19 protein-coding genes, 15 tRNA genes and 3 rRNA genes are annotated in these 23,843 nt (G+C 42.6%); 31 read left to right on the top strand and 6 right to left on the bottom strand.

Annotation, left to right across the window (positions count from 1 at the left end; translation table 11 throughout):
- Positions 1-127: 127 nt before the first annotated feature.
- Positions 128-1,414, bottom strand: a complete 1,287-nt coding sequence (locus tag QUF49_RS18175) for a glutamate-1-semialdehyde 2,1-aminomutase (protein WP_289497081.1) — start codon at positions 1,412-1,414, stop codon at positions 128-130.
- Positions 1,415-1,871: 457 nt separating this feature from the next.
- Here QUF49_RS18175 and QUF49_RS18170 point away from each other — a divergent pair, with 457 nt between their 5' ends.
- From QUF49_RS18170 to QUF49_RS18160, 3 genes are read left to right on the top strand one after another with little or no spacing between them, the layout of a single operon-like run.
- Positions 1,872-2,888 carry an ABC transporter ATP-binding protein gene (locus QUF49_RS18170; RefSeq protein ID WP_289497697.1) on the top strand — a complete coding sequence of 339 codons (1,017 nt, stop codon included), beginning with the start codon at positions 1,872-1,874 and terminating at the stop codon, positions 2,886-2,888.
- Entirely contained in the window at positions 2,881-3,672 is a 792-nt protein-coding gene (locus QUF49_RS18165) for an ABC transporter permease (protein WP_066246047.1), read from the top strand. The genes QUF49_RS18170 and QUF49_RS18165 overlap by 8 nt, the downstream gene beginning before the upstream one ends.
- A gap of 6 nt (positions 3,673-3,678) precedes the next feature.
- A complete protein-coding gene (locus tag QUF49_RS18160; protein ID WP_289497080.1) occupies positions 3,679-4,464 on the top strand; it encodes an ABC transporter permease in 786 nt (261 codons plus the stop codon).
- A 36-nt stretch (positions 4,465-4,500) separates the two neighbouring features.
- On the opposite strand, the gene QUF49_RS18155 is transcribed toward QUF49_RS18160, so the two are convergent.
- From QUF49_RS18155 to QUF49_RS18145, 3 genes are read right to left on the bottom strand one after another with little or no spacing between them, the layout of a single operon-like run.
- Positions 4,501-5,421, bottom strand: coding sequence for an ABC transporter permease (locus QUF49_RS18155; RefSeq protein ID WP_289497078.1), 921 nt, complete (start codon positions 5,419-5,421; stop codon positions 4,501-4,503).
- Positions 5,411-6,337 (bottom strand): ABC transporter permease subunit, encoded by a 927-nt coding sequence (locus QUF49_RS18150; RefSeq protein ID WP_289497076.1) that lies wholly within the window; start codon positions 6,335-6,337, stop codon positions 5,411-5,413. Before QUF49_RS18150 ends, QUF49_RS18155 begins: the two co-directional genes overlap by 11 nt.
- A gap of 16 nt (positions 6,338-6,353) precedes the next feature.
- Entirely contained in the window at positions 6,354-7,400 is a 1,047-nt protein-coding gene (locus QUF49_RS18145) for an ArsR/SmtB family transcription factor (RefSeq protein WP_289497075.1), read from the bottom strand.
- Between the two features lie 239 nt (positions 7,401-7,639).
- On the opposite strand from QUF49_RS18145, the gene QUF49_RS18140 reads away from it, so the two are divergent.
- The 3 genes from QUF49_RS18140 (at position 7,640) to bcp (ending at position 9,429) form a co-directional block, all read left to right on the top strand.
- Complete coding sequence (locus QUF49_RS18140) at positions 7,640-8,188, top strand: NADPH-dependent FMN reductase (RefSeq protein ID WP_289497074.1); 549 nt, start codon at positions 7,640-7,642, stop codon at positions 8,186-8,188.
- Positions 8,189-8,547: 359 nt separating this feature from the next.
- Positions 8,548-8,898 (top strand): potassium channel family protein, encoded by a 351-nt coding sequence (locus tag QUF49_RS18135; RefSeq protein WP_289497073.1) that lies wholly within the window; start codon positions 8,548-8,550, stop codon positions 8,896-8,898.
- Between the two features lie 60 nt (positions 8,899-8,958).
- Positions 8,959-9,429 (top strand): thioredoxin-dependent thiol peroxidase, encoded by a 471-nt coding sequence (bcp, locus tag QUF49_RS18130; RefSeq protein WP_289497071.1) that lies wholly within the window; start codon positions 8,959-8,961, stop codon positions 9,427-9,429.
- 28 nt (positions 9,430-9,457) lie between these two features.
- Here bcp and QUF49_RS18125 read toward each other — a convergent pair whose 3' ends face one another.
- Complete coding sequence (locus QUF49_RS18125; protein ID WP_289497070.1) at positions 9,458-9,637, bottom strand: H-type small acid-soluble spore protein; 180 nt, start codon at positions 9,635-9,637, stop codon at positions 9,458-9,460.
- 145 nt (positions 9,638-9,782) lie between these two features.
- Between QUF49_RS18125 and QUF49_RS18120 the strand changes: the two genes are divergently transcribed.
- The 5 genes from QUF49_RS18120 (at position 9,783) to perR (ending at position 13,201) form a co-directional block, all read left to right on the top strand.
- The gene (locus tag QUF49_RS18120) at positions 9,783-10,892 is read left to right on the top strand and encodes an aminopeptidase (RefSeq protein ID WP_289497068.1); all 1,110 of its coding nucleotides are present in this window, start codon (positions 9,783-9,785) and stop codon (positions 10,890-10,892) included.
- 66 nt (positions 10,893-10,958) lie between these two features.
- Positions 10,959-11,240 (top strand): hypothetical protein, encoded by a 282-nt coding sequence (locus QUF49_RS18115; protein WP_289497066.1) that lies wholly within the window; start codon positions 10,959-10,961, stop codon positions 11,238-11,240.
- Positions 11,176-12,126, top strand: a complete 951-nt coding sequence (locus QUF49_RS18110) for a D-2-hydroxyacid dehydrogenase (RefSeq protein ID WP_289497065.1) — start codon at positions 11,176-11,178, stop codon at positions 12,124-12,126. Before QUF49_RS18115 ends, QUF49_RS18110 begins: the two co-directional genes overlap by 65 nt.
- Before the next feature lies 1 nt (position 12,127).
- A complete protein-coding gene (locus tag QUF49_RS18105; RefSeq protein WP_289497064.1) occupies positions 12,128-12,676 on the top strand; it encodes a cob(I)yrinic acid a,c-diamide adenosyltransferase in 549 nt (182 codons plus the stop codon).
- A 93-nt stretch (positions 12,677-12,769) separates the two neighbouring features.
- On the top strand, positions 12,770-13,201 hold the full coding sequence (gene perR, locus QUF49_RS18100) for a peroxide-responsive transcriptional repressor PerR (RefSeq protein ID WP_289497063.1): 432 nt from the start codon (positions 12,770-12,772) through the stop codon (positions 13,199-13,201).
- Positions 13,202-13,234: 33 nt separating this feature from the next.
- On the opposite strand, the gene QUF49_RS18095 is transcribed toward perR, so the two are convergent.
- A complete protein-coding gene (locus QUF49_RS18095) occupies positions 13,235-13,600 on the bottom strand; it encodes a YgzB family protein (RefSeq protein WP_289497062.1) in 366 nt (121 codons plus the stop codon).
- 119 nt (positions 13,601-13,719) lie between these two features.
- On the opposite strand from QUF49_RS18095, the gene QUF49_RS18090 reads away from it, so the two are divergent.
- The 20 genes from QUF49_RS18090 (at position 13,720) to QUF49_RS17995 (ending at position 23,716) form a co-directional block, all read left to right on the top strand.
- Positions 13,720-14,586 carry a nucleotidyltransferase-like protein gene (locus QUF49_RS18090; RefSeq protein ID WP_289497060.1) on the top strand — a complete coding sequence of 289 codons (867 nt, stop codon included), beginning with the start codon at positions 13,720-13,722 and terminating at the stop codon, positions 14,584-14,586.
- Positions 14,587-14,850: 264 nt separating this feature from the next.
- A 16S ribosomal RNA gene (locus QUF49_RS18085) occupies positions 14,851-16,400 on the top strand.
- 192 nt (positions 16,401-16,592) lie between these two features.
- A 23S ribosomal RNA gene (locus QUF49_RS18080) occupies positions 16,593-19,529 on the top strand.
- Positions 19,530-19,593: 64 nt separating this feature from the next.
- A 5S ribosomal RNA gene (gene rrf, locus QUF49_RS18075) occupies positions 19,594-19,709 on the top strand.
- Together the 16S, 23S and 5S rRNA genes with 15 tRNA genes alongside form the textbook arrangement of a ribosomal RNA operon.
- Positions 19,710-19,718: 9 nt before the next feature.
- Positions 19,719-19,793, top strand: a tRNA-Asn gene (locus QUF49_RS18070).
- A 4-nt stretch (positions 19,794-19,797) separates the two neighbouring features.
- Positions 19,798-19,889 (top strand) — tRNA-Ser (locus QUF49_RS18065).
- A 27-nt stretch (positions 19,890-19,916) separates the two neighbouring features.
- A tRNA-Glu gene (locus QUF49_RS18060) sits at positions 19,917-19,991 on the top strand.
- 26 nt (positions 19,992-20,017) lie between these two features.
- Positions 20,018-20,093: transfer RNA gene (locus QUF49_RS18055), tRNA-Val, on the top strand.
- A 29-nt stretch (positions 20,094-20,122) separates the two neighbouring features.
- Positions 20,123-20,199: transfer RNA gene (locus tag QUF49_RS18050), tRNA-Met, on the top strand.
- A 3-nt stretch (positions 20,200-20,202) separates the two neighbouring features.
- Positions 20,203-20,278 (top strand) — tRNA-Asp (locus QUF49_RS18045).
- Positions 20,279-20,323: 45 nt separating this feature from the next.
- Positions 20,324-20,399 (top strand) — tRNA-Phe (locus QUF49_RS18040).
- An 8-nt stretch (positions 20,400-20,407) separates the two neighbouring features.
- Positions 20,408-20,483, top strand: a tRNA-Thr gene (locus tag QUF49_RS18035).
- 83 nt (positions 20,484-20,566) lie between these two features.
- Positions 20,567-20,651 (top strand) — tRNA-Tyr (locus tag QUF49_RS18030).
- An 18-nt stretch (positions 20,652-20,669) separates the two neighbouring features.
- Positions 20,670-20,743: transfer RNA gene (locus QUF49_RS18025), tRNA-Trp, on the top strand.
- 13 nt (positions 20,744-20,756) lie between these two features.
- Positions 20,757-20,832: transfer RNA gene (locus QUF49_RS18020), tRNA-His, on the top strand.
- Positions 20,833-20,848: 16 nt separating this feature from the next.
- Positions 20,849-20,923, top strand: a tRNA-Gln gene (locus tag QUF49_RS18015).
- A 72-nt stretch (positions 20,924-20,995) separates the two neighbouring features.
- Positions 20,996-21,070: transfer RNA gene (locus QUF49_RS18010), tRNA-Gly, on the top strand.
- A gap of 12 nt (positions 21,071-21,082) precedes the next feature.
- Positions 21,083-21,157 (top strand) — tRNA-Cys (locus QUF49_RS18005).
- A 27-nt stretch (positions 21,158-21,184) separates the two neighbouring features.
- Positions 21,185-21,269, top strand: a tRNA-Leu gene (locus QUF49_RS18000).
- A gap of 218 nt (positions 21,270-21,487) precedes the next feature.
- Entirely contained in the window at positions 21,488-23,716 is a 2,229-nt protein-coding gene (locus QUF49_RS17995) for an ATP-dependent helicase (protein ID WP_289497059.1), read from the top strand.
- The last annotated feature ends 127 nt before the right edge of the window (positions 23,717-23,843 follow it).

The following is a 23,843-nucleotide window of genomic DNA, read 5'->3' as shown; positions in this document are numbered from 1 at the left end:
GTGAAAGTGTGTTAACACATTGTGAAAGTTACAGACTTACATACCGTATGAAAAATAAAGCTCTATTATTACAGGTTTTCCCTTAAAGCAAAAAAAGAATCCGTACGATGACGGATTCTTTCAAAACTTAAAGACGGCTGAATGCTTTTCCTGCTGCTTCAATCGTAGCAAGAACGTCTTCCTCTGTATGTGCTGTTGTTAAGAACATCGCTTCATATTTAGAAGGAGCCAGGTTGATACCTTCGTTAAGCATATGTTTGAAGTACCTGCCGAAAATCTCTCCGTCTGTCGCTTCTGCCTGAACATAGTTCTCAATTGTTTCATCAGTAAAATAGAGGGTCAATGCGCCTTTCAAACGGTTGATGGTAACAGATACGTTATATTTCGCAGCCTGTTCTAGCAATCCTTTTTCCAAAATCGCGCCTAAGCGGTCCATTTCTTCGTAAACACCTTCTTGTTGAAGAACTTCTAAACATGCGATTCCAGCTGAGATCGATGCCGGATTTCCAGCCATTGTTCCTGCTTGATAAGCAGGTCCGAGCGGTGCCACTTTTTCCATGATTTCTTTTTTACCGCCGTATGCTCCAATCGGAAGGCCACCACCGATAATTTTCCCGAGTGCTGTCATGTCTGGTTTCACACCGAGTAAATCTTGAGCACCACCATACATAAAACGGAATGCAGTAATCACTTCATCATAAATGACAAGTGCGCCATGCTCGTGGGTAATATCGTTAACTGCTTGTAAGAATCCTTCTTTCGGTTCCACAATTCCAAAATTCCCGACGATCGGCTCAACTAAAACAGCAGCAATTTGGTCACCCCATTTTTCCATTGCGGCACGGTAGGCTTCAACATCGTTGAACGGAACGGTAATCACTTCTTGAGCAATTGATTTTGGTACACCTGCTGAGTCTGGAGTTCCAAGTGTAGATGGGCCGGATCCAGCGGCAACTAGTACTAGATCAGAATGGCCGTGATAACAGCCTGCGAACTTGATAATTTTATCGCGCCCAGTATACGCACGCGCAACACGGATGGTGGTCATTACCGCTTCTGTTCCAGAGTTTACGAATCGGACTTTATCCATAGCAGGCATAGCTTCTTTCAGCATTTTAGCGAACTTCACTTCAAGGGAAGTAGGAGTTCCGTATAGTACGCCGTTTTCAGCCGCTTTAACGATCGCCTTTGTGATATGAGGATGAGCATGTCCGGTAATAATAGGACCATATGCAGCAAGATAATCAATGTAACGGTTGCCGTCCTCATCCCAAAAATAAGCACCTTGTGCGCGCTCCATAAAAACGGGTGCGCCGCCGCCAACTGCTTTAAAGGATCTGGATGGGCTGTTAACCCCGCCGACAATATGTAGAAGTGCTTCATCATATAAAGCTTCAGATTTTGTGTGATTCATATCTATATATACCTCCTGTAAACGATATCTATTAAGTTCAATAAGTATTGTAGCATGAATAATCATCATAAACAGGGATGGAAAACTCTGCATAATAGTCTCAACTATTTGAGTTTAGGAAGACGATTAGAGTAAACTTATCGAGTGCTTGAGTTTCTATTACGGAAACTCCATATTTTGCATTAGCAAAATTGGGAGCTTAACAGTCAAATGAGTTGGTATTTGTTAAAGCTCTTTTCTAAAAGATTGTTGCTTTTGGGTCTGTTCATTTTCTTCAATGACTAGTTGATTGGAGCGCAAGGTGCGAGACTCCTGCGGGACAAGCGGTCAGGTGAGACACTTAAAAGTGAAACGTTACGAATGTGGCTCGCCGCCTGCCCCGCGGAAAGCGAAGCACCTGGAACGGAAATCAGCACATTCAAACAGAGACAGCGAAAAAAATTACGGAGGCATTTTTATGCAGAACATTATAGATGTACAGGGTTTAAGGAAAGAGTTTAAGTCCTTTTCGAGCCGTTCTGGTTTGAAGGGGGCGTTTCGTGATCTTTTTACACGAAACTATACGATTAAAACAGCTGTAGATGATATCTCTTTTACGATTAAAAAGGGAGAGATGGTCGGTTATATCGGAGAGAACGGTGCTGGTAAATCTACATCTATTAAAATGTTGACGGGCATTCTTACACCGACTGATGGGAAGATTGTCGTGAATGGCATGAATCCCCATAAAGAGCGGGAGAAGTTCGTGAAAACGATTGGTGTTGTTTTCGGCCAAAGATCACAGCTCTGGTGGGATATCGCCGTTCAGGAGTCGTTCAGGCTGTTAAAGAAGATATACAATGTTCCAGATCAGCAGTACGAAGAGCATATGAAGGATGTCATTGAAACGCTTGATATCGGGCCGTTGCTCGACAAGCCAGTACGAAAGCTATCACTCGGGCAAAGAATGCGCTGTGAATTAGCTGCAGCTCTCATTCATAATCCACCGCTTCTTTTCTTGGATGAGCCAACGATCGGACTCGATGTTCTTGTTAAACTTAAGATTCGTGAGTTTCTAAAAAGAATTAATGAAAAGTACGGTACGACGATTCTGCTAACGACACACGACCTTTCCGATATTGAAGCGCTTTGTGAGCGGGTAGTAATGCTCGATGAAGGCAAAATCATTTATGATGGGCCGTTAAAAGAGCTTCGTGAAAACTGGGCAGAAGGAAAGCAGATTCAGTTTCAGTTCAGTGAAGAAACAACATTGGAAGAATTACAGCTACTCACACAAGAACATCTAGTTGTTTGGGAAAAAGGAGAGAGCGATCTCGTTTGGGTAGCCTCAGTTGATAGCGATGAGACGGTGATCTCAGGAGTAATAGGTAAAGTGACGGCTTCTAAAAAGATTGCGGACTTAAAGATTCTCGAGATCTCGACAGAAGAGATTATTCGAAATATTTATGTTGAAGGTGCTGTTCGTCATGGGTAAGTATATCGAGATGATTCGCATCCGCTTTTTAATGATGCTTGCATACCGGACAAACTACTACAGCGGAATTTTAATTTACAGCATCAATATTGGTGCGTATTACTTTTTATGGAGTGCCATCTATGGCGGGAAAGAGAACATTCAAGGTCTGTCCATCACACAGATGACAACGTATATTGCAGTTGCGTGGATGGCGCGTGCGTTCTACTTTAATAATATCGACCGAGAAATTGCGATGGAGATTAAAGAAGGAAAAGTAGCAGTCGAGATGGTTCGACCTTATCCCTATTTAAATATGAAGATGATGCAAGGTCTGGGAGAGGGGATCTTCAGACTTTTATTCTTCTCAGTCCCTGGAATGGTAATCGTAGCTCTCGTGTTCCCAGTGGAATTGTCAACGAACATGAGTACATGGTTATTCTTTTTCCTGTCGATTATTTTTAGTTTTATCATTAATACGCAAATTAACTTGCTTGCCGGAATCGCCACTTTCTTCTTATTTAATAATGATGGTCTGATTCGTGCAAAACGTGTAGTGATTGACCTCTTTTCTGGACTTATCCTGCCGTTAAGCTTTTATCCGATGTGGGCACAGAACGTGATGAGCTACTTGCCGTTTCAAGGAATCAGCTATATACCAAGCATGATTTTTACAGAAGGATTTAAAGGGTCGCAAATATATGAAGCCCTGATTAATCAAGCTGTTTGGTCACTGCTTCTTATCATACCTGTGTATGGGTTATGGATTTTAGCGAAGCGGCAGCTTGTGGTTCAAGGGGGTTAGAAGCAGATGGACTATATTTCGATCTTTTTTCAGTACGTTGCACAATATTTAAAAACAAGACTGACTTATCGCGCGGACATGGTGGTAGAGATTTTTTCGGATCTGTTGTTCCAAGCAGTTAATCTCGTGTTTATCCTTGTTGTTTTCGGACATACGAGTCTTCTTGCGGGCTGGAGCAAGGATGAGATGATCTTTATTTATGGATTTTTCCTTGTACCATTTTCGATCTTTGCCTCTTTCTTTAATATTTGGGATTTCACGGATAGATATATTGTTAAAGGTGAGATGGACCGTATACTTACTAGGCCGGTTCACAGCTTGTTCCAGATCGTGTTAGAACGAATGGAACTGGAATCGCTTTTTGGTGTGATAACAGGATTAGTGGTTATGTTTTATGCGGGCGATAAGCTAGGTTTAGAGCTCAGCTGGTATGATCCGTTTATTTTTATCCTGCTTGTTATTGGCGGTGCGCTCGTATATGCAGGGATCTTTATCGCCCTGGCAACAATCGGGTTTTGGTCAGACTCAAGAACTGACATTATGCCGATGATGTACAACATCGGAAACTATGGAAGATATCCTGTTGATATTTACAACAAAGTAATCAAGTACGTGTTAACGTGGATTCTTCCGTTCGCATTCGTCGGTGTTTATCCTTCTTCCTATTTTTTAAAAAGGGAAGAGTGGTACACGTATGCCTTTTTAACACCTGTAGTTGGACTAGTCTTTTTCTTAATAGCTGTAACGTTATGGAACGTTGGGGTAACAAAGTACAGAGGTGCAGGAAACTAAAGAAAACCGTTCTCCAAAAATGGGGAACGGCTTTTTTTAATAGATTGTTTGTTGATCAAATCTTTTTTCAAGGCTTTTAGTCATGATATTAACACATAAGATTAACAAGGTATAAGCAACCACAGGAATCATAACAATAAAAGGTTCAAGCATCAGTTCCCGGTGATACATGCTGATTAGCCCAGTCCATTCGTTCGAAACAGTAGAATAGTTGTTAAATTGATCATGCTCTTGTCCTGACGTAATCTTAACCCCTCCAATAAATAAATGATAGATAGCCAAGTGGAGCATTAAGGTAAGGACTTGCGAAAATTGCCTGCCGGCGAGGACGAATAGTCGAGGCCATAAATGTGGCAGAACATGGCGCTTGGTAATTTGTAAAGAGGATGATCCCATGTGTTTTGCGCAAGTAACATAATCATTTTGGGTTAATGAGTCAGCTATTTCTGCAATTATTTTAGCTAGTGGGAAGATGCCTACTGCAACAAGAACAACCAATTGGATAACCAAAGTTTCTGTGAAGTTGAGAACCGACTGTGTTCTAAGCTCATAAAAAAGAAGCGGAGATAAAACAAGCAGTATGATTAATGATTGAGGGACATAATGAAAGCCCTGCAACAGGCCGCTTACCCAGTTGTTTTTAAACAAACGTTTAAAAATAAGTCCACCAATAAATGAAAGCAGCATTCTTAAAAGTGTAATAACAAGAGCGAAAAATACCGTATATTTAGCCCCATCTACTATCGCATAAAATAAATCTTTGCCATTTCGGTCTGTACCGAACCAATTATCTGCAGATGGACTGAACGGTGGAATATCGAGTGATCTTTGATTAAAATTGTAACGAAATTTCTCGGCAGACGGTTCGGGCATTAGAGTTGGAACAACAATACTTATAATGATAATGGTAGTCAGGAGAACTGTTCCTAAAGAAAAAGCATTTATTTTACGCAGCATTTGAAATCCTCTCTTTCTTAATAAACATCCTTACCCCTTTTACCGCTGCAAAAAGAGGAAATGCGATAAGCATCAGCAGCATAGCCCTCGTTTCCGCTGGCTGCTCACTAAGCAAAATTTGTATAATTCCATTCATGTTAAAGAGATATTCTAGTATGATCAAATGGCTAAAAAGCAGGAGCATGATATACGGTAGATGTATAGAAAGTTCTCGAAGTGTATTTTTTAAAAGATGATGAAAGACAATTTGTGAATTAGCCAGTCCCTTTGAACGTGCGAAGGTAATATAGTCTTTTTCAATTTCAGCTTGCGATAGTGTTAACTGCATTCTGAACAAATAAATAGCCGGTACAATGCTCAGTGTTATAACCGGTAATAGAAATGAAGGTTCTTTGCTAGATGTGAAAGGATTTGCTGCAAGGAATCCAGTTTTTTTATAAATCCAAACAACAGCCAATTGGATGCAAAATACAAAAAATAAATCCGGAAATGCTTCGAGAATCTCACTAATTCGTAAAGCAGCTGTCTTGAATGAAGCCGGAAGCAGTTCTGCTATCCACCCCAGAAAAACAGCGATGATGAATGCAGCTGCAAAGCTAATCAGCAGCATGCTTAATGTATAAAAAACGATATTCCAAATCTCAGGAAACAAAGGTTTTTCATAGATTTCATTAACAAATTTGTATGAAATATTTACGGGCATTGGCTCTAATATCATATTTTGAGAATGGATATACAAAGTAAGAGAGTCTGGTCTTATGAGAGTTGTAAGTACCTCCAAAACAGACTCTACGTATCTCAAAATACTAAAATTAATGCGGTTTTGGTCAGCAATGAAAGAAGGAACTGTGGCAATAAGAATAATACTTATACTTAGTAAAAATAGTTGTTGAAGATCTAAAATTATCTTCCTCATATAACAGCTCCCCTTTTCAAGTGAGATCAGGTATAAAGATATATTCATCTAAAACAGGCTGCTGCATAAATTGAGCAACATCTGTACGAAGTGATTCTAGTCTGTCTCGTTTACCGGTGTAGAACACGTAGTAGCCTTTTCTTTGTGTAACGGCTAAACCGCATGAAAGCAATTGCTTTAAATGATTCGATACGGTAGCTTCAGTAAGATTGTATTTATGAGCTAGCTGTTTTGTGCTGTATGGATGGTGAAGCAAGTCTTGTAGGATCTTAAGTCTTGTTGGTTCACTGAGTGCCTTTAATAAGGTAATTAAGTCTTCAGGTGGTTCATGGTTTTTTTCAGAATCGGGTACAGCAACATGAAGGGCAATAGCGACACGATCTTGGTTGCAGCAAAGCATGACGTGTGGCGTAGCAAATGTAGATGGCTGAATTACGAGTTTGGGAAACTCTTCAAACGAAAACGTGTAAACGTCATTCTTCTTAATTTTTATAGAATCAGAAGTAACAGTTACATCTGGATGTATGCTGTTTAAACTTTCGATTTTGGAGTCATTCAGTTCTTTCTTAAAATTTTCAGATGCTCTTGCAATCCAAGGAGTAATTCTGAAAAGCTCTTCAGCAAATAAGTAACGGTTGTATTCATAAAAAAAATCACAGAACTTTCTTTTCCAGTCCGCAGCATGTAAGAGTATGTCTTTTTCAATTGAATGAAGAGGTGCTGATGCAGGGTTGTTTTTCCACTTTAACAAAGAGTCGCTGCCATATCTCTCACCTAGCATGAGATAGGAAAACGTTAGGTCTGGTAGGAGAGCTAGACGTTCGATGGCTTCTTCAACTGTTGATTCAAAAAATTGAAATTCATTTCGAATGTTAACAAAATACATCCAGTCATAAAAATGCGGTCCCCATTCTTTGACTAAAAGTAAAAGATCTTGTGGTAATTTCTTTTCTGCTTTTTCAGCCCATGCAAGCCGATAAGGGTGGTGAGCAGGATTTTGAATAACATGAAGACTCATTATCATCTCGTTAAAAGGAGAAAAATCAATCGATACAAGTGCCACTTAAATCGTCCTCTCATAATGCTATTTTTTTCATTTGATTAGTTCAATACCTAATTAGTTTTTTAAAACTCCAAAATTACAAATAATTTACATTCTAATGGGTAATAAGTCAATGATTATTTTTCTGGACTTAAGACCTGATTTTCAACAAATCAAACCTAATTGCTACAAAGTATCCTTAGAAATCTTGTAAGATATGAACATACTTACATTGCATAGCAGAAATGAGGAAGATATAAATGAAAATCATGGTTATAGCAGGGAGCCCAACAGCAGAATCCAGAACAAGAGGAATTGCACAATATGCGGCTGAAGTTCTAAGGGAGTTGAATGTTGAAGTTTTATATTTTGATGTAGGAATCGATAAATTGCCTCTATTCACAGGGGATGCATCATCAGCTCAGAACGATACCGTCAAAAAGCTGGCTGAGTATGCTGAGCAAGCAGATGGATTCTTCGTAACGAGTCCTGAGTATCATAGCGGAATTAGCGGGGCTTTAAAAAATGCTCTAGATTTCTTAGGAGGCAAACATTTTAAAAACAAACCTTCAGCTATTGCTGTTGCAGCAGGCGGCGGGAAAGGCGGAATAAATGCACTTGCCAATTTGCGCACGGTGCTTCGTGGTGTTTACAGTCTCGTGCTGCCCGATCAATATGTGGCAGATCCGGTGAACTTTGATGAAGGCAATGTGTTAGTGGATGAGCTGGCTCAAACACGCGTCCGTGAACTGGCAACTCAGTTAAAAGAACTGACAGAGGTCGTCTCTGTTAATAAAGCAAAATCTTAAAAGCGGAAGACGGTGTTTGTAATTCTCCCTTGGAAGTGGTTGATTTCTGTTTCAGATGCTCGCTTTCCGCGGGGCAGGCGGTGAGCCTCTCACCTGACCGCTTGTCCTAGCCGAGAGTCTCACACTTGCACTCCAATCAACTTATCAAGGAAGCGGATCGAACCAAAATGCCTCTTAAGCAACAATCTTTTTAAAGAGAGAAAGACAGCCAGCATAAGCGGGTTGTCTTTTTTTGCTTATAAGGCTGTCCTATTACATCCAACCTTTTCATATGATGAAATGAGGTGGACTGAATGGAAAAAGCCGTTTTAATAATCTTACTTATAACAACTTCAGCTCTTATTGTCCGGAGTATTTGGATGCTTTTTAAACATCCCGGGATAAAAGAACATCTGATGCCGGTGAGTCATCTGCTGATTCTGTTTATCGTATATGGAACGATCATTTCGGGATTTGGACTTATATATGCACTCATATCATTAATGGGATATCCCGTCATAAAATTAGAACTGAATCAAAGTGATTTTTTTTCTTTTATAGAAGCTTGCATCTATTTTAGCAGCACGACGATACTTTCGGTTGGATATGGAGACATTGTTCCCGTCGGGGCAGGAAGGTGGATAGCTGCTCTTCAAGCACTGATCGGATATTTGCTGCCCATCGCCTTTGTACTATCTTCGGTTGTTCACCACAACAAAATGGCAAAATAGTTGTTTGAAAACAAAGAAATAGGCTACCCTTTAAGAAGAATGATTAAGGAGGGCCAAATAATGACAATAGAAACAGGAAGTAAAGCACCAGACTTCAAATTGCCAGCAAGCAGCGGGCAAGACGTTCAATTATCAGACTTTAAAGGAAAAAATGTCGTTTTATATTTTTATCCAAAAGACATGACACCAGGATGTACAACACAAGCGTGTGACTTCAGAGATCGTCATGCTGATTTCGAAAAGCAGAACACCGTTATTATCGGGGTTAGTCCAGATCCTTTAGCGCGCCATGATAAATTTATCGAAAAGCATGGTTTGCCATTTATTCTATTGGCAGATGAAGAGAACAAGGTTGCAGAGCTTTATGAAGTATGGAAGCTGAAGAAGAACTTTGGTAAGGAATACATGGGCATTGAACGCTCTACTTTTATTATCGATGGCGATGGGAATATCGTGAAAGAGTATCGAAAAGTAAAAGTGAAGGATCATGTAGAAGATGCACTGGAATTTATAAAAGAAAACCTGTCATAGAAAAAAGCCCTCGAGAAATCGGGGCTTTTTAACTTTCCTGAAGTTCGTTTACTGGTATGTCCATTTCATTATCTGGCTGTTCTCTCGTATAAGCTCTTGCTGTTTGATTGTTTTCGTCTACTGATTGAAGCCATACTGGTGTTCCATTGTGCAGGACTTCTATTTCTTTTTCCGATTCAATGATCTGCTGAGCGCGTGAAATATTCATGTGTTGATTCACCTCCACGCTTGTTATTATGCAGCAGGGGCTAACACTCTATGCTTTTCATTCATAATAAATAGGCATAACGGATTATGAGTGATAAAATAAAATAGTGCGAATTTTATAACATATATTGTCGGGGGTATACATAATGAGAGATGAACGTTTAACGACGTTAGCAAGAACTTTGCTGACACATTCACTTAAGGTTGAAAAAGGGCAAAAAGTACTGATTACCTCTTTTACAGCTGGCAAGCCGCTTGTAAAAGAACTCGTTCAAGAAACATACAAGATGGGAGCTTATCCTTACGTACAGCTTGCTGACGAAGAGATTTCCCGTGCTTTGATGCTGGGTTCAACAAAAGAGCATACGGAAGCGCAAGTGAAATGGGATCTAGCTCGCATGGAAGATATTGATGCTTATATCTCTATTCAATGTAAAAATAATGATTCTGAGTTCTCTGAAGTTCCTAGCGACATCTTTCAGATGAAAGCAGAGCTGAATAAGCCTGTACAAAACTTGATCATCAATGACCGCCAATGGGTATTGCTGAACTATCCTACAACAGGTCTCGCTCAAATGGCTAAAATGAGCTTAGAAAAGTTCACTGATTTTGTACTTGATGTGTGCAACGTAGATTATAAGGCGATGGCGGAAGCGCAAAAACCGCTTCACGCTTTAATGGAACGTACGGATAAAGTTCGCATCACGGCTCCAGGTACAGATCTAACTTTTTCAATTAAAGGAATTCCAGCTGTCATGTGTGCGGGTGAGAACAACATTCCTGATGGAGAAGTGTTTACAGCACCAGTAAAAGATAGTGTCAATGGAACCATTACATACAACACGCCTTGTCCTTACCATGGCACAACTTTCAATAATGTAAGTCTTACGTTTAGAGATGGGAAAATTGTTGAAGCCACTTCTGATAATACAGAGAAATTAAACGAAATCTTTAATACGGATGAAGGCGCTCGTTATGTTGGTGAGTTTGCGATTGGTGTGAATCCGTTAATTCAGCATCCAATGGGAGATATTTTATTCGATGAAAAGATCGGCGGAAGCATTCACTTCACACCTGGAAGAGCTTATCAAGATGCATACAACGGAAACGAATCAGGCATCCATTGGGATATGGTGTTGATTCAGCGCCCAGAGTACGGTGGAGGAGAAATCTATTTTGATGATGTATTAATCAGAAAAGATGGCTTGTTCGTTCTGCCAGAACTTTTAGGACTTAATCCAGAGAATCTTAAATAAACACTCTTTTCCAAAAGATTGTTGCTTTCAAATCTTGTCTTCTATGATCGATGATTGGAGTGTAAGGTGCGAGACTCCTGCGGGACAGGCGGGCAGGTGAGACACTTAAGAGTGAAACGTACGAATGTGGCTCACCGCCTGCCCCGCGGAAAGCGAGCATCCTGGAACGGAGATCAACCACTATCTAAAACAACAAAGCGTTTCAAAACAAAACAGCAACAATTTAAAAAAAGCGGGGAGCACGTTCCCGCTTTTTCTAATCCATTAAAAGAAGGTGTTTCTCATGATTCTTTCAAGTGCAAGATTAAGAGAAGAGATAAAAGACGAGATAAAGAAGCGTTTTCCTGAAGAAGAGTTCCGCTTTTACAACAACATGAAAGAAGCTAAGGCATATCTTGAACAAGCCGAAATCCTACTATCATACGGAGAAGATTTGACAGATGAATTGGTTGCTGAGGCGAAATCCCTTAGATGGATCATGGTCATTTCAGCAGGTCTTGATAAAATGCCTTTTGAAGCCCTGGAAAAACAAGATGTTCTCATCACGAATGCAAGAGGCATCCATAAAACACCAATGGCAGAATATACGATTTCGATGATGCTTCAAGTGTCACGCAAGGCGAGTCTGCTTTTAGAAAATCAAAAACAGCATACATGGGATCGGAAAGTCCCGATGACTGAGATTTCTGGAAAGACTCTCGGTATCCTAGGTACTGGTGCAATCGGCTGTGAAATAGCGAGGCTTGCAAAAGCGTTCAATATGAGAACAATAGGCTTTAATAGAAGCGGACATCCTGCTGAAAACTTGGACTTAATCGTAGATAAAGAAGGAATCAATAAGCTGTATGAAGAAAGTGATTTTATCGTAAATGTTCTTCCATCTACACAACAAACTCATCAATTTGTAGGAGAAAGAGCGTTTTCCCTCATGAAAGAGAGTGCAATATTCATCAACATTGGCAGAGGGACGACAGTAAATGAAGAAGAGCTTATTCAAGCACTGCGAGAAAAGGAGATCAGCCACTCTGTACTCGATGTGTTTGAAAAAGAACCATTACCAGAAGAAAGCCCGCTTTGGGATATGGAGAACGTAACGGTTACTCCACACTTATCAGGGATTTCTCCACAATATCAAGAAAGAGCCATTGAAATCTTTTGTGATAATCTTACTTCTTTTAGAAAAGATAAAAGTGAAGAGATGGTCAATATCATTCCATATGACCGGGGGTATTAATATGAAAATATACACAAAAACTGGAGATAAAGGAACGACTTCATTAATTTATGGAGAACGCGTTTCTAAAAATGATGTGCGTGTAGACGCATATGGAACGTGTGATGAGGCAAACAGCATGATCGGCTTTGGTGTCAGCCTAATGCCCAAGGAGGATTGGGCGGAGAAAGCAACGGTAACTATGCAAAAAGTACAAACCGTTCTTTTCCATGTTGGTGCAGAACTGGCAACACCTGCAGGGAAAGAAGTAGCGTGGAAGTTGAAAGAAGAGGATATCCGTTTTCTTGAAGAAACCATCGACGAATGGCAAGCGGGACTTAAACCTCTTAAACAGTTTATACTTCCAGGAGGTTCACCATCAGCAAGTGCTTTTCATACAGCCCGTACGATTGCGAGACGAGCCGAGCGAATTGCTGTTGGAATAGATGGCGTTAATCCATTAGTGATGTCTTACTTAAACAGACTGTCTGACTTTTTGTTTATTGCAGCAAGATATGTAAACGAAAAGATGAAGGTGAACGAGCCTGTTCTGCACGAAGATCATTCATAAAACTGCGCTTCAATTGACAAAACCTGTAGGTAGCAGTAGACTAATTATAACGATTACAAAGTAAGAATTCTTAAAGAAATGGGGTGCATGACGATGTCTAGCGCAAAAATCAGTGCGGCAATTGACAACTTAAAATCAGCAGGTGTTCGTATAACGCCTCAGCGTCATGCTATCTTAGAGCATCTTATCCAATCAATGTCCCATCCAACAGCTGATGAGATCTACAAGGCGCTGGAAGGGAAATTTCCTAATATGAGTGTTGCAACAGTCTACAACAACCTTAGAGTTTTTAAAGAGGCGGGTCTTGTTAAAGAACTGACTTACGGAGACTCATCAAGCCGATTTGATTGTGTAACAACAGATCACTACCATATCATCTGTGATTCGTGCGGTAAGATTGTGGATTTTCATTATCCTGGTCTAGACGAGGTTGAGAGTCTCGCAGAATCTGTAACAGGCTTTGATGTAGGACGTCACCGTATGGAAATTTACGGAGTATGCCCAGATTGCAAAAGAAAACATTAAAAAAAAGCTGACTTCCCATACGGTGAGTCAGCTTTATCTATTTTCTTTGCGCATTTGGCGTTTAGAATTATATTTTTCATCAAAATCTTCGCCTTCAAGACTTTTATCCATCGTAAGCGGCTGATTACAGGACATGCAAGCATCTACACGACCTAATACTTTTGTGACCTTACCACAGTTCGGACAAACCACCTGTACAGCTTGGGTAGAGATCATTCCGATCCAGAAGTAAACACCAGCGCTGGCGATTGTTGCGATAAACCCAACCACCATAAAAATTGACATAACGACAAAACTTGTCTTGAAAAACAGGCCAGCATACATGATGATAATACCTATAAACACTAGGCTTAAGGCAAACGTACGTATTTTATTAATTTTGCTCGTATACTTTATCATACCTGTCCCTCCTCCGTTCATTAGTATAACATATGAACTCTCTAGAAAAGAAAAAGGATTTCTTTATTTGATGTTGAAAGATAACAAACAGGATTTTGTTAAAATGGGAGATGACCTTCATGGAAGATATTTTACGCCCGCTATATCAAGAGAGAGCAAGCAACGAAAACACACTAGGTGTTCTTTTCGTTGAAAAAAACAAAACATTCAGCCCTGGAACCGATCACTTTGACTGCGTTCTTCTTATAATAGTAAAAGAATCAGATCAACCTTGGATGATTAAACACTATGAATTCGAATCAGGATCGGCTGCTCTGCATGTTGTAACAGAAGGCCTTCTTAATTCCTGGCTGATGCTAGGATCTAATAGAAGAGCTGTAGACTGGGTAATGAACGGCAAAGTTCTATTTAACCGTAACGAATACATAACGAGATTGCGTGACCGGCTGCACGAGTTTCCGGCAGAAGAAAGAACACATAAGATTGGCCTTGAGTTTGCAAAGCTGCTCCGTCGTTATAATGATGGAAAAGAACTATTTCACTCAGGTCATTATTTAGATGCATTTAACAACATCATGCATGCTCTTCATCACCTTGCTCGGTTATCGGTTATTGAACATGGATACTATCCTGAAGTTACGGTATGGAATCAGGTTAAAGTGATACAACCGGAAATCTTCAAGTTATATGAAGAACTCGTCACAGGTGAAGAATCCATTGATAAACGAATTGAACTTCTATTACTTGCATCTGAGTTCTCGCTCTCTTCAAAAACCAAATTAGGTGCCAATCACTTGTTAGGTGTTATTAAACAAAAAGAAGAGTGGGCTTATCATGAATTAATGGAACATAGTGAGGTTCAGGACTATGCTATTGATCTTCCGATGATTCTTAATCACTTAAAAGACAAAGGTTATATTAAGACGGTTAAACGAGAAACAAAGAGCAAGAACCTGTACCATCGCTACTACGCAATAAAAGAATAAACTTTTTTATAAAAAGGTGTTGACCTGTTTATCTATATCGTGCTATATTATTTCTTGTCGCTGCGACACACAGAAACAATGTTGCAGACGGGAAACACGATAAAAAAACAGGTTGACATCTTCTTTTTAAGATGCTATCCTAATAAAGTCGCCAAAACGAGCGACAAGCTAAAAACACACAGTTCTTTGAAAACTGAACAAAAGAAATAGGTAAGGAATTAAGAATTAATTCCGTCAGTTTTAAAATCGAGCAAGACAAACACTTTTATGGAGAGTTTGATCCTGGCTCAGGATGAACGCTGGCGGCGTGCCTAATACATGCAAGTCGAGCGAATGAAGAGGAGCTTGCTCCTCTGATTTAGCGGCGGACGGGTGAGTAACACGTGGGTAATCTGCCTGTAAGACGGGGATAACTCCGGGAAACCGGGGCTAATACCGGATAATAAGAGAAGAAGCATTTCTTCTTTTTGAAAGTCGGTTTCGGCTGACACTTACAGATGAGCCCGCGGCGCATTAGCTAGTTGGTGAGGTAACGGCTCACCAAGGCGACGATGCGTAGCCGACCTGAGAGGGTGATCGGCCACACTGGGACTGAGACACGGCCCAGACTCCTACGGGAGGCAGCAGTAGGGAATCTTCGGCAATGGGCGAAAGCCTGACCGAGCAACGCCGCGTGAGCGATGAAGGCCTTCGGGTCGTAAAGCTCTGTTGTTAGAGAAGAACAAGTACGAGAGTAACTGCTCGTACCTTGACGGTACCTAACCAGAAAGCCACGGCTAACTACGTGCCAGCAGCCGCGGTAATACGTAGGTGGCAAGCGTTATCCGGAATTATTGGGCGTAAAGCGCGCGCAGGCGGTCTCTTAAGTCTGATGTGAAAGCCCACGGCTCAACCGTGGAGGGTCATTGGAAACTGGGAGACTTGAGTGCAGGAGAGAAAAGTGGAATTCCACGTGTAGCGGTGAAATGCGTAGAGATGTGGAGGAACACCAGTGGCGAAGGCGGCTTTTTGGCCTGTAACTGACGCTGAGGCGCGAAAGCGTGGGGAGCAAACAGGATTAGATACCCTGGTAGTCCACGCCGTAAACGATGAGTGCTAGGTGTTGGGGGGTTCCACCCTCAGTGCTGAAGTTAACACATTAAGCACTCCGCCTGGGGAGTACGACCGCAAGGTTGAAACTCAAAGGAATTGACGGGGGCCCGCACAAGCAGTGGAGCATGTGGTTTAATTCGAAGCAACGCGAAGAACCTTACCAGGTCTTGACATCCTTTGACCACTCTAGAGATAGAGCTTTCCCCTTCGGGGGACAAAGTGACAGGTGGTGCATGGTTGTCGTCAGCTCGTGTCGTGAGATGTTGGGTTAAGTCCCGCAACGAGCGCAACCCTTGACCTTAGTTGCCAGCATTCAGTTGGGCACTCTAAGGTGACTGCCGGTGACAAACCGGAGGAAGGTGGGGATGACGTCAAATCATCATGCCCCTTATGACCTGGGCTACACACGTGCTACAATGGATGATACAAAGGGTTGCGAAGCCGCGAGGCCAAGCCAATCCCAAAAAGTCATTCTCAGTTCGGATTGTAGGCTGCAACTCGCCTACATGAAGCCGGAATTGCTAGTAATCGCGGATCAGCATGCCGCGGTGAATACGTTCCCGGGCCTTGTACACACCGCCCGTCACACCACGAGAGTTTGTAACACCCGAAGTCGGTGGGGTAACCCTTTTGGGAGCCAGCCGCCGAAGGTGGGACAGATGATTGGGGTGAAGTCGTAACAAGGTAGCCGTATCGGAAGGTGCGGCTGGATCACCTCCTTTCTATGGAGATTATGAAACAGCTTCGACTGTTTCGTAAGTACACCTATTCTTCTTTTGTTCAGTTTTGAGAGAACTAAATCTCTCTACTTTATATGTTCTTTGAAAACTAGATATCGACATCCAAACAATATGCAAGGCAGATATATTATTTATCTGCGCCAAGCAAGATCTTGATGTGTAAACATCATATAAGGTTAAGCTAGAAAGGGCGCACGGTGGATGCCTTGGCACTAGGAGCCGAAGAAGGACGGGACGAACACCGATATGCCTCGGGGAGCTGTAAGTAAGCATTGATCCGGGGATTTCCGAATGGGGGAACCCACCATCCGTAATGGGATGGTATCCATATCTGAATACATAGGGTATGAGAAGGCAGACCCGGGGAACTGAAACATCTAAGTACCCGGAGGAAGAGAAAGCAAATGCGATTTCCTGAGTAGCGGCGAGCGAAACGGAAACAGCCCAAACCAGAGGGCTTGCCCTCTGGGGTTGTAGGACACTCTACATGGAGTTACAAAGGAACGAAGTAGGTGAAGCGGTCTGGAAAGGCCAGCCAAAGAAGGTAACAGCCCTGTAGCTGAAACTTCGTTCTCTCCTGAGTGGATCCTGAGTACGGCGGGACACGTGAAACCCCGTCGGAATCCGGGAGGACCATCTCCCAAGGCTAAATACTCCCTAGTGACCGATAGTGAACCAGTACCGTGAGGGAAAGGTGAAAAGCACCCCGGAAGGGGAGTGAAATAGATCCTGAAACCGTGTGCCTACAAGTAGTCGGAGCCCATTAACGGGTGACGGCGTGCCTTTTGTAGAATGAACCGGCGAGTTACGATCCCGTGCAAGGTTAAGTTGATAAGACGGAGCCGCAGCGAAAGCGAGTCTGAATAGGGCGACATAGTACGTGGTCGTAGACCCGAAACCGTGTGATCTACCCATGTCCAGGGTGAAGTTCAGGTAACACTGAATGGAGGCCCGAACCCACGCACGTTGAAAAGTGCGGGGATGAGGTGTGGGTAGGGGTGAAATGCCAATCGAACACGGAGATAGCTGGTTCTCCCCGAAATAGCTTTAGGGCTAGCCTCGCGGCAAGATTCCTGGAGGTAGAGCACTGATTGGACTAGGGGCCCCCACAGGGTTACCGAATTCAGTCAAACTCCGAATGCCAGAGAATTATCCGCGGGAGTCAGACTGCGAGTGATAAGATCCGTAGTCAAAAGGGAAACAGCCCAGACCATCAGCTAAGGTCCCAAAGTATACGTTAAGTGGCAAAGGATGTGGAGTTGCCCAGACAACCAGGATGTTGGCTTAGAAGCAGCCACCATTTAAAGAGTGCGTAATAGCTCACTGGTCGAGTGACTCTGCGCCGAAAATGTAACGGGGCTAAACGTATCACCGAAGCTATGGCTTGTACCGTATGGTACAGGGGTAGGGGAGCGTTCGAAGTGCAGCGAAGTCAGACCGGAAGGACTGGTGGAGCGCTTTGAAGTGAGAATGCCGGTATGAGTAGCGAAAGACAAGTGAGAATCTTGTCCATCGAAAGCCTAAGGTTTCCTGAGGAAGGCTCGTCCGCTCAGGGTTAGTCGGGGCCTAAGCCGAGGCTGAAAAGCGTAGGCGATGGATAACAGGTTGATATTCCTGTACCACCTCCTTTCCGTTTGAACAATGGGGGGACGCAGTAAGGTAGGGTGAGCGCACTGATGGAATAGTGCGTCTAAGCAGTTAGGCTGTTGGGTAGGCAAATCCGCCCAACGTGAAGGCTGAGCTGTGATGGCGAGGGAAATTTTAGTACCGAAGTCCCTGATCCTACACTGCCAAGAAAAGCCTCTAGTGAGGAAAGAGGTGCCCGTACCGCAAACCGACACAGGTAGGCGAGGAGAGAATCCTAAGATGATCGGGAGAACTCTCGTTAAGGAACTCGGCAAAATGACCCCGTAACTTCGGGAGAAGGGGTGCTCTGATAGGGTTTATCGCCCGAGAGAGCCGCAGTGAATAGATCCAAGCGACTGTTTAGCAAAAACACAGGTCTCTGCGAAACCGCAAGGTGAAGTATAGGGGCTGACACCTGCCCGGTGCTGGAAGGTTAAGAGGAGGGGTTATCCTTACGGAGAAGCTCTGAATTGAAGCCCCAGTAAACGGCGGCCGTAACTATAACGGTCCTAAGGTAGCGAAATTCCTTGTCGGGTAAGTTCCGACCCGCACGAAAGGTGTAACGACTTGGATACTGTCTCAACGAGAGACCCGGTGAAATTATAGTACCTGTGAAGATGCAGGTTACCCGCGACAGGACGGAAAGACCCCATGGAGCTTTACTGCAGCTTGATATTGGATTTTGGTACAGCTTGTACAGGATAGGTAGGAGCCTGAGAAGCCGGAGCGCCAGCTTCGGTGGAGGCGTCGGTGGGATACTACCCTGGCTGTATTGAAATTCTAACCTTGAACCGTGATCCGGTTCGGAGACAGTGTCAGGCGGGCAGTTTGACTGGGGCGGTCGCCTCCTAAACAGTAACGGAGGCGCCCAAAGGTTCCCTCAGAATGGTTGGAAATCATTCGCAGAGTGTAAAGGCACAAGGGAGCTTGACTGCGAGACCTACAAGTCGAGCAGGGACGAAAGTCGGGCTTAGTGATCCGGTGGTTCCGCATGGAAGGGCCATCGCTCAACGGATAAAAGCTACCCTGGGGATAACAGGCTTATCTCCCCCAAGAGTCCACATCGACGGGGAGGTTTGGCACCTCGATGTCGGCTCATCGCATCCTGGGGCTGAAGTAGGTCCCAAGGGTTGGGCTGTTCGCCCATTAAAGCGGTACGCGAGCTGGGTTCAGAACGTCGTGAGACAGTTCGGTCCCTATCCGTCGCGGGCGCAGGAAATTTGAGAGGAGCTGTCCTTAGTACGAGAGGACCGGGATGGACACACCGCTGGTGTACCAGTTGTTCCGCCAGGGGCATAGCTGGGTAGCTACGTGTGGACGGGATAAGTGCTGAAAGCATCTAAGCATGAAGCCCCCCTCAAGATGAGATTTCCCATCACGTTAAGTGAGTAAGACCCCTTAGAGATGATGAGGTTGATAGGTCTGGTGTGGAAGCGTGGTGACACGTGGAGCTGACAGATACTAATCGGTCGAGGGCTTATCCTTAAAATGCATAACGTTTGGAAACGTCGTATCTAGTTTTGAGAGAACATACTCTCAATATAATTGGTTCAGTGATGATGGCGAAGAGGTCACACCCGTTCCCATACCGAACACGGAAGTTAAGCTCTTCAGCGCCGATGGTAGTTGGGGGTCTCCCCCTGTTAGAGTAGGACGTCGCTGAGCCATACATATTCCACAGTAGCTCAGTGGTAGAGCTATCGGCTGTTAACCGATCGGTCGTAGGTTCGAGTCCTACCTGTGGAGCCATATTGGAGAGCTGTCCGAGAGGTCGAAGGAGCACGATTGGAAATCGTGTATACGGTCAACCCCGTATCAAGGGTTCGAATCCCTTGCTCTCCGCCAGATACATACTCTCTAGCTCAAACAACTGGCCCGTTGGTCAAGCGGTTAAGACACCGCCCTTTCACGGCGGTAACACGGGTTCGAATCCCGTACGGGTCACCATTTTATACATAACCAACTTAAAATATGGAGGATTAGCTCAGCTGGGAGAGCACCTGCCTTACAAGCAGGGGGTCGGCGGTTCGAACCCGTCATCCTCCACCATTTAAACTTTAGTATCATATTTATATCATCGCGGGGTGGAGCAGTCTGGTAGCTCGTCGGGCTCATAACCCGAAGGTCGCAGGTTCAAATCCTGTCCCCGCAACCAATTGGACTCGTGGTGTAGTGGTTAACATGCCTGCCTGTCACGCAGGAGATCGCCGGTTCGACCCCGGTCGGGTCCGCCATTTTTATCAAAACGGTGGTTTTAAAACACCAAGAATTTTATTCTTGGCTCGATAGCTCAGTCGGTAGAGCAGAGGACTGAAAATCCTCGTGTCGGCGGTTCGATTCCGTCTCGAGCCACCATTTTTTTTGCCGGTTTAGCTCAATTGGTAGAGCAACTGACTTGTAATCAGTAGGTTGGGGGTTCAAGTCCTCTAGCCGGCACCAGTTTTTTCTTCCTTAATTGGAATAAAAAACGTATTGAAAAACAGGGTGTTTATGTTTTATAATAAAACCTGTCTTCATTTTGTGGAGGGGTAGCGAAGTGGCTAAACGCGGCGGACTGTAAATCCGCTCCCTCCGGGTTCGGCGGTTCGAATCCGTCCCCCTCCACCATCTTTTAAATCCTTATACAGGGGCATAGTTTAAAGGTAGAACGAAGGTCTCCAAAACCTTTGGTGTGGGTTCGATTCCTACTGCCCCTGCCAATTATATACTGTGGCGGTCGTGGCGAAGTGGTTAACGCATCGGATTGTGGTTCCGACATTCGGGGGTTCGATTCCCCTCGTCCGCCCCATTAATATTTAAAGTGTTGGGCTATAGCCAAGCGGTAAGGCAACGGACTTTGACTCCGTCATGCGTTGGTTCGAATCCAGCTAGCCCAGCCATTTTTATTTTTATAACATAAGATACCTTTAACAGCATATTATAAGTTAATTAAAAAAGTTAATTAAATGTTTGCGGAAGTAGTTCAGTGGTAGAATACAACCTTGCCAAGGTTGGGGTCGCGGGTTCGAATCCCGTCTTCCGCTCCATTTTTATATTCTGGCGGCATAGCCAAGTGGTAAGGCACGGGTCTGCAAAACCCTTATCCCCCGGTTCGAATCCGGGTGCCGCCTCCATAATTCCAATTCAAAAAAGATTCAAATGCCGGTGTGGCGGAATTGGCAGACGCGCACGACTCAAAATCGTGTTCCTTCTGGAGTGTCGGTTCGACCCCGACCACCGGTACCATTTTACTTAACTTAACATTTAAACTTAAAACTTCTCACGTTTGTGGGGAGTTTTTTTATTGTTGTTTGTGGGCGGAACTGAAGCTCTACTGCACGTAAATGTCATTCAGCTGCGCGCAAATGCCGGGTAGCTGCGCGAACTAAAAAATACGACTAGGAAAACCAGGAGTGCTGTCACAGTTATTTATAAATCAAAATGATCAAAAGGAGGACTGAACGATGGAAGATTTCTTCGCTGAGATGAAAAATGATTTAGGAATATCCTTAAATGCTGTTCAAAAAAAAGCGGTCTTACAGACGGATGGGCCTCTTCTATTACTAGCATCGCCAGGATCAGGGAAAACAACTACTATCATCATGCGTATTGGTTATTTAATTAAGCAAAAAGGGATAAATCCAAATCGTATAAAAGCTGTTACATTCAGTAAAGCCTCGGCAAATGATATGAAAGATCGATTCATGCGGTTTTATCCGGATCTTCAGCCAGCAGACTTTTCAACCATACATAGCTTTGCTTTTGAAGTAGTTAGAAATTATTACAGAGGGATGGGGACTTCTTTTCGAATTATTGAAGGTGAGCAAGAGTTAGGCGAGAGTGCAGCGCGGGATGAAAACATTCAGTTGAATAAAAAGTTAATATTGAGAAACTTATTTAAGTCAACAGTAGGTGAGAACATAACAGAGGACCAAATGGAGGAGCTCGTCACCTATATCAGCTACGTTAAAAATAAAATGCTGCCTAAAGATAAATGGTCAACCGTATCGTGTGATGTTCCTAAAGCAGAACAAATTATTATTCAATACGAAGAATTTAAGCGTGCAGACCGAAATCAAATTTTATTGGATTTTGATGATATGCTTACAGTTTGTAATGAGGTATTAGGAAATAATGAGAAATTGCTGAGTCTATATCAGCAAAGATATGATTATATTTTAACGGATGAAAGTCAGGATACGTCGCTGGTGCAGCATTCCATAATAGAAAAGTTAGTATCAATTCATAAAAATTTATGTGTTGTAGCCGATGATGATCAATCGATTTATAGCTGGAGAGGTGCTGAGCCTTCCTATTTGCTTGAATTTAAGAAGGTGTATCCTGAAGCAGTTATACTTTTTATGGAACAGAATTACCGCTCTACACAAGACATCGTGAATGTTTCTAATCAGTTTATTAAACGAAATAAGAATAGATACGAAAAGAATATGTTTACAGAAAATCCTCCGAATAAACCTATTGAAATAAGAAAACTTATCAATTTTAATGAACAATCCAAATACTTGGTTAAGGAACTTAAAGATGAAGATGATTTAAAAGAGATCGCCATTTTATACCGTAACAATTCCTCATCCATTGGCTTAATGAATGATTTTGACCGTGCAGGGATTGCATTTTATATGAAGGATGCTGATAATCGTTTCTTTTCACACTGGGTCGTTCAGGATATATTGAATTTTATGCGCATGGCTTTTACCGATAAGAGGCCAGATATTTTAGAAAAGATACATTTAAAATTTAATGGCTATATCAGTAAACAGCAGATGAGTGCTTTAAAGCAATTGAATACGAACGATTCTGTATTTGATAATTTGCTGAAGCATGTAAAATTACAGGATTACCAAGTTAAGCTATTGAAAGCAAGCCAAGAAACATTTAAAGAAATGAAAGAGATGAAGCCGCTTCAGGCTATTCGGGTAATCAGGGATCGGTTAGGTTACGATAAGGCTCTGGAGAAGATATGTAAAAGTCTTGGGTTTCGTATTGATTATTTAATTGGCATTTTAGATACTCTTGAAGAGATTGCGGCAGATCTAAAGAGTCTTGAGGATTTCGCAAAAAGACTAAAGCATCTGGAAGCTGTTTTAAAGACAGCCAAAAGGAAAAAGGGACAAAATGCTGTTACGCTCTCAACATTTCATAGCTCAAAGGGTCTTGAGTTTGAGAAGGTATATATGATTGACTTAGTACATGGAATCATTCCTTCTAGTGAAGACCAAACTGACAGCGGTTTGATGGAAGAATCGGCTCGCCTTTTTTATGTAGGAATGACGAGGGTGAAAAAACAATTAAAACTTATTACTTATGGTTACCGGGACGGGAAAAAGGCAGAAGAATCCTTATTTGTTGCTGATGTTAAGAACATTATCAATCCTCCTGATCTATCTGCATCTAAAGAAGCTATAACCCAGAAGAACATAAGAATAAGAAGAGAAGTTGGATCAAGTAATCGAGAAAAGATAAATGGAGTTCCTTACAATCCTAATGCTATTCGAGAAAAGGAAGCATTACGTACAGGTATTACGGTTGTACATAGGGTATTCGGAACTGGAGAAATTACAAATGTGGATGAGGAATATATTCATATGAAATTTCCCTCCAAAGAAAAAAAGCTATCTATTAAAGCTTGCTTAGATATGGGGTTATTAGAGCCCATGATAAAAGAAATTTAGTGAAGCGAATGCTGTTTTCTGCAGCGTTCGCTTTTTTCACACAAAATAGATCATAACTCCCATAAATATTTTAATATTTTACAATTTTCTGATTAGTAAGAAGGATTTATCCTTGTTTATTAGAATT

Origin of the sequence: Fictibacillus sp. b24, assembly GCF_030348825.1 — a bacterium.
GTDB lineage: Bacteria > Bacillota > Bacilli > Bacillales > Fictibacillaceae > Fictibacillus.
The sequence above is the reverse complement of the archived record's forward strand: the minus strand, read 5'-3'. Positions and strand labels throughout refer to the sequence as shown.